This window comes from Bacillus cereus group sp. MYBK108-1, from assembly GCF_051917185.1.
GTDB classification, from domain to species: Bacteria; Bacillota; Bacilli; order Bacillales; family Bacillaceae_G; genus Bacillus_A; species Bacillus_A cereus.
Map to the genome: position 1 here is coordinate 64,573 of NZ_JBQAHZ010000026.1, position 11,119 is coordinate 75,691.

The following is an 11,119-nucleotide window of genomic DNA, read 5'->3' on the forward strand; positions in this document are numbered from 1 at the left end:
AAAACATAATGTTTTACGAGCTTTTTTTGTTATTCAGCTTCAGATACTACTGTGAAGCGTTCGTTTACGTGTTTTGGATTTTCGATTTCATCAAGTGCTGCAACTGCGAAGTCTTCATAACTTACGTAGCTATCACCTTTTGAGTTTACAAGCAGGTTGTCTTTACCAGCTGTATAAGAACCAGTGCGTTTTCCTAATGCGAATAGTGCAGAAGGGCTGATGAATGTCCAAGTGATATCATTTGTTTGTTGTAAGATTTCTAAGTTTTTACCTTGGTTTTGAGCTGTTGCAAGGTATTCGCCTGGGAAACCTGGTGTCTCAAATACACGTGTTGTTTTCTCTTCGTCTACAAATAAGCTTCCAGCGCCACCAACTACAAGTAATTTTGTGTTAGGTGCACCTTTCATCGCTTCAATTAGTACGTTTCCTGCATCTACGTGAAGGTGTTCTTGTCCTGCTGGAGCACCGAATGCATTTACAACTACATCGAATGCTTGCAAGTCGTTAGATGTAAGAGAAAATACGTCTTTTTCTAAAACTTTTACGTTTTCTTCTGTAATTTTTGCAGCGTTTCTTACGATTGCAGTTACTTCATGTCCGCGATCTAATGCTTCTTTTAAAATACGACTTCCTGCTTTACCAGTTGCTCCGATAATTCCGATTTTCATAATAAATCCCTCCAAAGTGTTTTGTTAAAGTGTATATCTGAAAGTAAATGAATTTGTTGTAATTAGGTTTGTTACAACCTGTTGTAATCATTATAGTTACAGGTTGGTATTTTTGTCAATAGGGTTGTTTGTGAATTTATTTTTTGTTTTAGTATGCACAGTTAGAGGGAGGGTAGTCAGTCATAAAGACATTGTTACTGTGAACCTGGCTAATATTTGGAAATTGCAAATTGTCGAAAAATGTTGATTTTTGAATGTTTTTTAAATATAATTCGTTTTATGGAGAAAAGGAGGGGTTAATTGTATGAATATTTTAGAGCAATTTATTTCATCAACAAATACAATTCTTTGGTCATATATTCTTATTGCGATGTTAATTGGTTTAGGTCTTTATTTTTCTATTAAATTGAAATTCGTACAAATTACTCATTTAGGGGAAATGGTTCGACTAATGAGTGATGGATTAACTGGAAAGACGCGTAAAAAAGGTAGTGTATCTTCTTTCCAAGCGTTTTGTATGAGTTCAGCAGCTCGTATTGGTATCGGTAACTTAGCTGGTGTAGCATTAGCTATATCTATGGGAGGACCTGGAGCTGTATTTTGGATGTGGGTTATTGCGATTATCGGGGCTTCTTCAAGTTTCGTAGAAAGTACGCTTGCCCAAATTTATAAAGTAAAAGATGGCAGTGGCTTCCGTGGTGGTCCTGCTTATTATATGGAAAAAGGTTTAAATAAACGTTGGATGGGAATTTGGTTTTCTATCCTTATTACAGTTAGTTACGGTTTAATTTTTAACTCAGTACAAGCGAATACAGTAACATTAGCGTTTGAAAATGCATTTGGTTTAGAGCGTTATATTGTTGGTATTGTATTAGCTGCATTAGTTGCGGTTATTATTTTTGGTGGTGTAAAAAGTATTGCACGTATGTCGGAAATGATTGTTCCGCCAATGGCGCTTGTTTATATTGCGGTAGCTATTTTTGTTGTCATTAAAAACTTCTATTTAATACCAGATGTGTTTACGGAAATCTTTAAAGGTGCATTCGGTTTAGATTCAGCTGTAGGTGGCGGTATCGGTGCTGCGATGAAATATGGTATTCAGCGCGGATTATTTGCGAACGAAGCAGGTATGGGTAGTGCGCCGAACGCGGCAGCAACAGCTGATGTAACGCATCCAGCGAAACAAGGTTTTATTCAAACAATTGGAGTATTAGTAGATACATTCTTAGTATGTACATCAACAGCATTTATCGTACTATGTTCTGGTGCATATAAAGCAACGAATTTAGAAGGTATTGAATTAACGCAAAATGCATTAAGCTCACAAATCGGCCCATGGGCAAGTAGCTTCTTAGCGATTATTATTTTCTTATTTGCATTTAGTTCTCTTTTAGGAAACTACTATTATGGTGAAACAAATATTGAATTTATTAAGCAAAGCAAAACGTGGTTAACAATTTACCGTATTGCGGTAGTTGGAATGGTATTATTCGGTTCTGTTGCGACGCTTCAAGTTGTATGGAATATGGCAGACTTATTTATGGGTCTAATGGTAATCACGAACTTAATTGCGATTACACTTCTTGGCCGATTTGCGTACGCGGCATTAACAGACTATGTAAGACAAAAGAAACAAGGGAAAGATCCAGTCTTCAGTGCAGATTCTATTCCTGGTTTAACGAATACAGAGTGCTGGGATAAGCCAGTGGTAACAGATAAAGAAAAAGCAGTGTAATTGAAAAGGCGAGCATCGAGGTAAATTCGATGCTCGCCTTTTTTGTTGTAGTAAATGATGAAAAGGGTGAGGGGTAATTATTAATATAATTTTTTTGTTTGTTTCTCTCGTTATTTGTGGGGAACGTACTGTTTTGAAAGTATGGCTGGTCGAATAGGATAAGTTATTAAGTATTGGATAAATGCATGTAATGGCTATATTTTCATGTAAAAAAACTCGTATGTTAAAAGAGTTAACGTACTCATGTTATAAAACCTAACATAAAGTTCTTGATTACTAAAAGTTTTTAGAATATAATTTTCTTATTGTTAGGAAGAGGGGGCAATGCAATTATGGATTTTTTAGCTAAGGTAATTGGGGATATAAATAATATCCTTTGGTCATATATCATTATTGCGATGTTAATTGGGTTAGGGCTCTATTTTTCATTTCGTGTGAAATTTGTCCAAGTTCGTTACTTCGGTGAAATGATTCGTTTGCTTGGGGATGGAGCAAGCTCGAAAACGAGGAAAGCGCAAAAAGAGAAGAGCGGCGTATCATCATTCCAAGCGTTTTGTATGAGTACAGCTTCTCGTGTAGGTACTGGTAACTTAGCTGGTGTAGCTATTGCAATCTCAGCAGGTGGACCAGGAGCAGTATTTTGGATGTGGTTAATCGCGGTAATTGGGGGTGCTTCTGCATTTGTAGAGAGCACATTAGCGCAAATTTATAAAGTAAAAGATGGGAATGCATTCCGTGGGGGCCCAGCGTATTATATGGAAAAGGGTTTAAATAAACGCTGGTTAGGTGTTGTGTTCTCTGTTCTAATAACAGTAAGTTTCGGATTGATTTTTAACGCTGTACAGTCTAATACTGTAGCAGCTGCCTTTGATGGTGCATTTAAAACAGATAGCAGATTAGTAGGTCTTGTTATGGCTGGTTTACTTGCAGTTATTATTTTCGGCGGAGTAAAACGAATTGCTCGCGCGGTTGAAATGATTGTTCCAGTAATGGCAATTATTTATGTAGCAGTGGCATTATTCGTTGTTGTAACAAACATTACGGCAATTCCATATGTATTTAAAGAAATTTTCTTACATGCTTTCGGAATTAAAGAAGTAGTAGGCGGAGGATTAGGAGCTGCGATTTTATTAGGGGTAAAACGTGGGTTATTCTCAAATGAAGCAGGTATGGGTAGTGCGCCGAACGCAGCAGCGACTGCAAACGTAACGCACCCAGTTAAACAAGGTTTCATTCAAACTTTAGGGGTATTTACAGATACATTATTAATTTGTAGTTGTACAGCATTTATCATTCTTTTATCAGACGTGCATAATGCAGCTGATTTAAATGGAATTCAATTAACGCAGCAGGCGTTAAGTCAACATATCGGTCCATGGGCTTCTATATTTGTAGCAGTTGCGATCTTCTTGTTTGCATTTAGTTCATTAGTAGGTAACTACTACTATGGTGAAACAAATATTGAGTTCTTAAATGGAAGTAAAGTGCTATTAAATGCATACCGCATTGCTGTACTTGGTATGGTTATGCTAGGATCTGTAGCGACAATTCAAATCGTTTGGGATTTAGCAGATTTATTTATGGGAATTATGGCTGTTATTAACTTAGTAGCAATTGTATTCCTTTCTAAGTATGCTTTCGCAGCTTTATCAGATTATATTAAGCAAAAGAAACAAGGGAAAGATCCAGTCTTTTATGCGGAGTCTATTCCAGGTTTGAACAATACAGAGTGTTGGGGTGAGTCAGCGGTAGCTGATAAAGAAAAAGCGGTATAATGAAAAGGGCATCAAGTGAAACTTGATGCTCTTTTTTGTTTTATTCAACTATTTGCAGATAGTAAAAGACGAACATTCATAGACGTTTTATAATAAAATGTAATTTTTTAAAGAAAAGTGCGGATATGATTTGTGATTTGTGTTAGAATGGAAAATGCCTTTGAAATAAGAGGTTTTATGATCTTTCCTATCCGATTGAAGATTTTGGAGGAGAAATGGAAAGTTCGGATTATTTCTTGTTTTGAATGGTCAGACGTTCAACGTTAATGAAGAGTTAAATGGAGGATTTTATTAATGAAGTTTGTTATGTTCCTTGTAGGATTACTCGTTGTATTTGTACTCGGTTTTCTTATAAGTGCCGATCGAAAGAAGATTAAGTATAAACCAATCGCAATTATGCTTATTATTCAGCTAGCATTATCTTATTTCTTATTAAATACGCAAGTTGGTTATATTTTAGTAAAAGGAATTTCAGATGGATTTGGCGCACTTCTTGGATATGCGGAAGCTGGAATCGTTTTCGTATTTGGTGGTCTTGTTAATAAAGGAGAGGTTTCATTCTTCTTAACAGCGTTATTACCAATCGTATTCTTTGCGGTTTTAATCGGAATTCTGCAACACTTTAAAATTTTACCGATATTTATTCGTGCTATTGGTACGTTGTTAAGTAAAGTGAATGGTCTAGGCAAACTAGAATCATATAACGCAGTAGCAGCTGCCATTGTTGGACAAGCAGAAGTATTTATTACAGTAAAAGATCAATTAAGTAAAATCCCAAAACATCGTTTATATACATTATGTGCATCTTCTATGTCTACAGTGTCGATGTCAATCGTTGGTTCTTATATGAAAATGATCGAACCGAAATATGTAGTAACAGCACTTGTATTAAATTTATTTAGTGGTTTCATTATCATTCATATTATTAACCCGTACGATATTACAGAAGAAGAAGATACACTGAAATTAGAAAATAAGAAAAAACAATCATTCTTTGAAATGCTGAGCGAGTACATTATGCTTGGTTTCACGATTGCGATTACAGTAGCAGCTATGTTACTCGGTTTCGTAGCATTAATTACAGCAATCAATAGCTTGTTTGATACAATGTTCGGTATTACATTCCAAGCTATTTTAGGATATATTTTCTCACCATTAGCATTCGTAATGGGCATCCCGCAAGCAGAAATGGTAACAGCGGGACAAATTATGGCAACAAAATTAGTATCAAACGAGTTTGTTGCGATGCTTGATCTTGGTAAAGTAGCTGGTGATTTATCGGCTCGTACGGTTGGTATTCTTTCTGTATTCCTTGTATCATTTGCGAACTTCTCATCTATCGGAATTATTGCAGGTGCAACGAAAGGTATCGATGAAAATCAATCAAATGTTGTATCATCATTTGGTCTACGCCTTGTGTACGGTGCGACATTAGTAAGTATTCTATCAGCGATTATCGTTGGTGTTATGTTATAAAAAAAGGATGGCTCTAGCTCATAGCTAGGGCTATTTTTTTATGGTAAATTTACATGAAAAAACCAATTAATTAGGAATATATTAACATATAAAAATCTTTTAAAATTTATATTGCATTTCGTCTAGATAACGCTTACAATTTGATTTGTAGGTGGTATCAATTTCAGACTTTCAAGTATGGTAGGAGAGAAGAAGCTACCTTTTATAAATTGCAATTTATGTAAACGCTTACTGATTTTAGATGACAGTTGAATAGTTTTAGGGGTTTTAAATTTTTTTAACAACAATGGTCAGACGTCATTCGTTATACGTTATACGACCAATAACTTGTGGGAGAAGTGGAGGATTCACATATGAAGTTCGTAATGTTTCTAGTCGGTTTACTTGTAGTGTTTGTACTAGGTTTCCTTATTAGTTCAGATCGTAAGAAAATTAAATATAAACCAATTGCACTTATGCTTGTCATTCAATTGGTACTTGCGTATTTCTTACTAAATACAAAGGTCGGATTTGTATTAGTAAAAGGGATCGCAGATGGATTTGGCGCTATTTTAAAATTTGCGGAAGCTGGGGTTAATTTCGTATTTGGTGGTCTAGCAAACGATGGACAAGCACCATTCTTCTTAACAGTATTATTACCGATTATTTTCTTAGCAGTATTAATCGGGATTCTGCAACATATTAAAGTTTTACCGATTATCATTCGTGCAGTCGGTTTCCTATTAAGTAAAGTTAACGGTTTAGGAAAACTAGAATCATATAATGCGGTAGCAGCTGCAATCGTTGGTCAAGGGGAAGTATTCATTACAGTAAAAGATCAACTAAGCAAATTACCGAAAAATCGTTTATACACACTTTGTGCATCTTCAATGTCTACAGTATCGATGTCAATTGTCGGTTCTTATATGAAAATGATTGATCCAAAATATGTAGTAACAGCACTTGTATTAAACTTATTCAGTGGATTCATTATCGTTCATATCATTAATCCATATGAAGTAAAAGAAGAAGACGATATTTTAGAATTACAAGAAGACAAGAAACAAACATTCTTTGAAATGTTAGGCGAATATATTATGCTTGGTTTCTCAATCGCTGTAACAGTAGCGGCGATGTTAATCGGTTTCGTAGCATTAATTACAGCAATTAACGGTGTATTTGACTCAATTTTCGGAATCACATTCCAAAGCATTTTAGGATACATCTTCTCACCATTAGCATTCGTAATGGGTATTCCAACATCAGAGATGCTACAAGCAGGACAAATTATGGCAACAAAATTAGTAACGAACGAATTCGTTGCAATGCTTGATCTTGGTAAAGTAGCTGGTGATTTATCAGCTCGTACAGTAGGTATTTTATCTATCTTCCTTGTATCATTTGCGAACTTCTCATCTATCGGAATTATCGCAGGTGCAACGAAGAGTATCGATGGCAAACAAGCAAACGTTGTATCATCATTCGGTTTAAAACTTGTATACGGTGCAACATTAGTAAGTATATTATCAGCGATTATCGTTGGGGTTATGCTTTAATAAATTAAGAAAAGCAATGAGCGTAGGCTCATTGCTTTTTTTGTTTAACTTGCTTTATCCAAGTCTCTTTTAAAACGTGGTTTCTCTAAATAAGTTCCCAGTCTCCACACATATTCCACTGGCCCCATTCGGTATTTCTGGAGCCAATAGGTGCTAACGAATAATTGAATCGTATAAATTCCGATGGTTAAAAGAATACCGAAGAAATAGCCGATTTTCCCGTATAAGCCAAATCCATATGCGTAAAAAATGGTTGTTGCGATAATAGATTGCGCTAAGTAATTACTAACAGACATTTTCCCCATGTTCGCCATGTATGTTAGTAGACGGGTTGCTTTTTTGTAATGGAATAATAAAATGATTGTGCTTCCGTAAAAGAAGGTCATAGTTACTGGTGTAAGGCCATCTTGTAACATAATTAAAACCGGGTGTTTTATGAACATAGCTAAGATTTTAATTGTAAAAGAGAAGAGACTGGTGGCAAACCATATTTTTTTGACAGCAGGTATATGTTTACTGACCTCAAATAGCCAGCCTTTTTTCCCTACATACATTCCGAGTAGGAACAGTGGAGACATAAAAATTATTGCGAAAACTGATATGAAAAATAATCCGAATGCACCGTCAATTCCCATGTAATCAAAAGGATTTTCAGTCAATCTAAAGTTGACGTGATCCATATAGCTTCCAGTTTGATGGACTTTATGTTCTTTTTCAGTATAAGGTGCGAAATCATTTATATTTGTAGATGGATCAGTTTGATAAGACATAAGTGTAATAAGTGCGAGTAGAATAATCGCCCAAATAAGCAAAGTTTTCGGTTTTCGATTGATGAATATCATTAAAAAAATCCCGATTATTCCGTATGCAAATAAAATATCTCCCTCCCAAACAAAAGTGCCGTGAATGTAGCCGAGTAGTAAAAGAATGATAATACGTCTTATGTATGTGGGGAAGAATTTTTTTCCTTTTGCGATAATACTTTTTTGTAACAAAATAATGCTAAGCCCAAATAGAAAAGAAAATAGGGATATAAAGTTATGTGTGCCGAAAAATTGAATAAACCAATTAGCACCTTTATCAAGATCGCCAAATAGATAAGTTGGTTTTTCACTGGTGAAGAACCCAAATTGAATTAATGTCATATTGACTAGTAAAATGCCAAACAAAGCAAAACCACGAATTGCATCAACAGCTTCTACATGTTGATTCATTTTTCCTCTCCTCGTATATTCGTTTTTATATTGAAAATAATACCATTTTATATCTGGCACTATGTCAAATATGAGGAAATTTAAGGTGATTTTAAGATAGAGAGCAAACAAAAAAATCACCTTAATACATGTATTAAGGTGATTGAAATATTACTCAGCTGGAGGCGTAAATGTACGTTTCTCTAATTCAGCATCTAGCATAAACAGTGCGTTTGAATCGCTTGTAATACGTTTTAATTTTTGAATGATGCTATCGAATGAAGCTTCTTCTTCAACTTGTTCGTCAACGAACCATTTTAAGAATGTAATTGTTGCATGTTCACGCTCGTCCCAAGCGATATCAGATAAGTTGTAAATACGTTTCGTTACTTCACGCTCGTGCTCAAGTGCGACTTCAAAAGCGTTTAATACAGATTCGTATTCGTTATTCGGATTATCAAATCCAGTAATAATAGCGCGCTCTCCGCGGTCATTAATATAGTTGTAAAGCTTCATTGCGTGGAAACGTTCTTCTTCAGCTTGTACAAGGAAAAAGTTAGCGAATCCATCATAGCTCTCAGCTGTACAGTAAGCAGCCATTGCCATATAAGCATGGGCAGAGTAAAATTCAAAGTTCATTTGTTCATTTAATGCGTCGTGCAATTTTTTTGATAACATAAAATCCCCCTTAGTATTGTGACAAGAATATTATACCATAATTGATAATATTCTCATTTAGATACTTCGAACCTTTTTGAAAGCTTTGCGACGTGTGCGTCCATAATGTCTTGTAAGTCTAAATCATATTTTTGCGAAAGAATAATAAGGTTAGATAGTACATCGCCAAGTTCTTCTTTTAGTTCTTGTTTTAGCTCTTCTTCTGTTTTCGCATCTTCATCAGGGCGATCGCGGCCAATTTCAATAGCACGAACGACTCGTGAAACTTCCCCAACTTCCTCGGTTAAGAAATTTAAGCGAATAAAGGCATTATACTGTGACCAGCTTCGTTTTTCGTAAAATTCCTCAACCCATCTTTGAAATGCAACGATATCCATTTCTTCCTCATCTCCTCAATATGTTGTACAATGTCAATTGTATCATAACAATATATAGTTTCGGGGTGTAGGAATGAGAAAGATTTGTGTGTTTGCAGGTTCTAATTTAGGGGAGAGACCAGAATTCAAAGAGCAGGCAATTCAGTTAGGTAAAATGTTTGTTGAGAACGAGTATGAGCTTGTATACGGTGGTTCATGCGTTGGATTAATGGGAGAAGTAGCAAACGAAGTTCTTCGTTTAGGTGGACGTGTAACAGGTGTTATGCCGCGCGGTCTATTCCGAGGAGAAATTGTGCATACAGGATTAACAGAATTAATTGAAGTAGAGACGATGCATGAACGTAAAGCGAAAATGGCAGAGCTTGCAGATGCTTTTATTGCGCTTCCAGGCGGATACGGAACGTTTGAAGAACTATTTGAAGTTGTATGTTGGTCGCAAATTGGTATACATAATAAGCCAGTTGGTTTATTAAACATAAAAGATTTTTACGGACCAATTTTGCAAATGGTTGAACGTGCAGCAGAAGAAGGATTTATGAATCCATCAAATAAAGAATTGATCGTTTCAGCTGAGACAGCAGATAAACTAATTCATGCAATCCAAAATTATGAGCGTCCTGTTTTGGGAACGAAGTGGAAGCAACTATCATAGCAAATACGGAAACACATGTCGTTTTAATTTAAGGTGGCATGTGTTTTTAATTTAGTTAAATCTGTTAATGTTTAGATGTAATGTTTTGGGGAAAGGAGAAATAGATGGAGGAGTTCGTATATTTACGTCCGGTTTTTAAAAGTATTTTAGCAGCGTCTATTCTTGTTATGCTAATTGTTTTGAGACAGAAGAAAGAGTTGATTAATGAATTTTCGCTTTGGTTTATCTCGGTATTGTGTATCGGTGTTTCAGCGATAACGTTGTTTATGTCCGGATTTATCGTTGATGAGTATAATCTAGGTGGAGATCCACAATCGTTTTGTATGTTTATTGCGATTGGTTGTATTAGTGGTCTGAATTTCATTATTTATTACAGAAGGCAATAAAAGAGGCATTCCATATTACTTTGGAATGCCTTTATCATTTTGATTGCTTTGTTTTTTATACAGGTACCAGCCACCCCAGCCGCCACCAATTGCTACGACAACGAGGAAAGCATAGTCCTTAACCTCGACACGTATATTGAAAATATTAGCTATAAGTAAGAGAATACCAACTGTTATTAACGCAAAAAATGCTCTAATTAAGTAGTCTTTCAACTGAACCACTCCCGTCATTTAAGTAGTAAATGATGAATTTGGAAAAGCTAAAGGGTGTTTCCTATATTTTAACATAGATGAGATTGTAATATATTGATAAAAGTAGGGGAGAGGGGCGCTGATATTGTCGTGATTTGTCGGCAAATTGATATCCTTTGTCAAATCGTTGATATATTGCGGGTAATGATCGATATAATGAAAAAATCGTTGATATATTGCGAGTTATGATCGATATATTTGAAAAATCGTTGATATAATTTCGTGTACCGTTAAGTGCGACCATTACATAAAAAAGCGACTCTAAACGAGCCGCTTCCGCTTTTAAATGATATCCAGCTCCAGCGGCTAGAACAGTCGGTTGTTTCACTCCTTCATTCGAGGCAAAAAGCGCCTCGTAATCAGGAGTTCCAACACCCTCCTGTTCTGAACGA

Annotated in this window: 12 protein-coding genes; 6 read left to right on the forward strand and 6 right to left on the reverse strand. The window is 35.6% G+C overall.

What is annotated here, in order from left to right:
* Positions 1–29 precede the first annotated feature (29 nt).
* On the reverse strand, positions 30–668 hold the full coding sequence (locus ACTFSL_RS25670; RefSeq protein WP_000689906.1) for an NAD(P)-dependent oxidoreductase: 639 nt from the start codon (positions 666–668) through the stop codon (positions 30–32).
* 304 nt (positions 669–972) lie between these two features.
* Here ACTFSL_RS25670 and ACTFSL_RS25675 point away from each other — a divergent pair, with 304 nt between their 5' ends.
* The 4 genes from ACTFSL_RS25675 (at position 973) to ACTFSL_RS25690 (ending at position 7,189) form a co-directional block, all read left to right on the forward strand.
* Positions 973–2,403 (forward strand): alanine/glycine:cation symporter family protein, encoded by a 1,431-nt coding sequence (locus ACTFSL_RS25675; RefSeq protein WP_001022930.1) that lies wholly within the window; start codon positions 973–975, stop codon positions 2,401–2,403.
* A gap of 332 nt (positions 2,404–2,735) precedes the next feature.
* The gene (locus ACTFSL_RS25680) at positions 2,736–4,178 is read left to right on the forward strand and encodes an alanine/glycine:cation symporter family protein (RefSeq protein ID WP_119684106.1); all 1,443 of its coding nucleotides are present in this window, start codon (positions 2,736–2,738) and stop codon (positions 4,176–4,178) included.
* A gap of 294 nt (positions 4,179–4,472) precedes the next feature.
* Positions 4,473–5,654, forward strand: coding sequence for a NupC/NupG family nucleoside CNT transporter (locus ACTFSL_RS25685; RefSeq protein WP_000673841.1), 1,182 nt, complete (start codon positions 4,473–4,475; stop codon positions 5,652–5,654).
* A 353-nt stretch (positions 5,655–6,007) separates the two neighbouring features.
* Complete coding sequence (locus ACTFSL_RS25690; protein WP_000673874.1) at positions 6,008–7,189, forward strand: NupC/NupG family nucleoside CNT transporter; 1,182 nt, start codon at positions 6,008–6,010, stop codon at positions 7,187–7,189.
* A gap of 44 nt (positions 7,190–7,233) precedes the next feature.
* On the opposite strand, the gene ACTFSL_RS25695 is transcribed toward ACTFSL_RS25690, so the two are convergent.
* The 3 genes from ACTFSL_RS25695 to ACTFSL_RS25705 form a co-directional block, all read right to left on the reverse strand.
* Positions 7,234–8,403 (reverse strand): DUF418 domain-containing protein, encoded by a 1,170-nt coding sequence (locus tag ACTFSL_RS25695; protein WP_440042618.1) that lies wholly within the window; start codon positions 8,401–8,403, stop codon positions 7,234–7,236.
* A gap of 150 nt (positions 8,404–8,553) precedes the next feature.
* Complete coding sequence (locus ACTFSL_RS25700) at positions 8,554–9,060, reverse strand: ferritin (RefSeq protein ID WP_000949403.1); 507 nt, start codon at positions 9,058–9,060, stop codon at positions 8,554–8,556.
* A gap of 53 nt (positions 9,061–9,113) precedes the next feature.
* Positions 9,114–9,437, reverse strand: coding sequence for a MazG nucleotide pyrophosphohydrolase domain-containing protein (locus ACTFSL_RS25705; protein WP_000355744.1), 324 nt, complete (start codon positions 9,435–9,437; stop codon positions 9,114–9,116).
* A gap of 88 nt (positions 9,438–9,525) precedes the next feature.
* On the opposite strand from ACTFSL_RS25705, the gene ACTFSL_RS25710 reads away from it, so the two are divergent.
* Entirely contained in the window at positions 9,526–10,089 is a 564-nt protein-coding gene (locus ACTFSL_RS25710; protein WP_002180113.1) for a TIGR00730 family Rossman fold protein, read from the forward strand.
* A gap of 104 nt (positions 10,090–10,193) precedes the next feature.
* Complete coding sequence (locus ACTFSL_RS25715) at positions 10,194–10,475, forward strand: hypothetical protein (protein WP_000390910.1); 282 nt, start codon at positions 10,194–10,196, stop codon at positions 10,473–10,475.
* 15 nt (positions 10,476–10,490) lie between these two features.
* Here the strand turns inward: ACTFSL_RS25715 and ACTFSL_RS25720 are convergent, their stop codons facing one another.
* Both ACTFSL_RS25720 and ACTFSL_RS25725 read right to left on the reverse strand, forming a co-directional pair.
* On the reverse strand, positions 10,491–10,688 hold the full coding sequence (locus ACTFSL_RS25720; protein WP_000656312.1) for a hypothetical protein: 198 nt from the start codon (positions 10,686–10,688) through the stop codon (positions 10,491–10,493).
* Positions 10,689–10,749: 61 nt separating this feature from the next.
* Positions 10,750–11,119 (reverse strand): hypothetical protein (locus tag ACTFSL_RS25725; RefSeq protein ID WP_440042620.1); only part of this gene is annotated, 370 nt, incomplete at its 5' end.

Bases quoted from the DNA above. Each gene is read 5' to 3' on its own strand.
- ACTFSL_RS25690 (WP_000673874.1), top strand. From the start codon at position 6,008: ATGAAGTTCGTAATGTTTCTAGTCGGTTTACTTGTAGTGTTTGTACTA.
- ACTFSL_RS25695 (WP_440042618.1), bottom strand. From the start codon at position 8,403: ATGAATCAACATGTAGAAGCTGTTGATGCAATTCGTGGTTTTGCTTTG.
- ACTFSL_RS25685 (WP_000673841.1), top strand. From the start codon at position 4,473: ATGAAGTTTGTTATGTTCCTTGTAGGATTACTCGTTGTATTTGTACTC.
- ACTFSL_RS25670 (WP_000689906.1), bottom strand. From the start codon at position 668: ATGAAAATCGGAATTATCGGAGCAACTGGTAAAGCAGGAAGTCGTATT.
- ACTFSL_RS25705 (WP_000355744.1), bottom strand. From the start codon at position 9,437: ATGGATATCGTTGCATTTCAAAGATGGGTTGAGGAATTTTACGAAAAA.
- ACTFSL_RS25675 (WP_001022930.1), top strand. From the start codon at position 973: ATGAATATTTTAGAGCAATTTATTTCATCAACAAATACAATTCTTTGG.
- ACTFSL_RS25700 (WP_000949403.1), bottom strand. From the start codon at position 9,060: ATGTTATCAAAAAAATTGCACGACGCATTAAATGAACAAATGAACTTT.
- ACTFSL_RS25680 (WP_119684106.1), top strand. From the start codon at position 2,736: ATGGATTTTTTAGCTAAGGTAATTGGGGATATAAATAATATCCTTTGG.
- ACTFSL_RS25715 (WP_000390910.1), top strand. From the start codon at position 10,194: ATGGAGGAGTTCGTATATTTACGTCCGGTTTTTAAAAGTATTTTAGCA.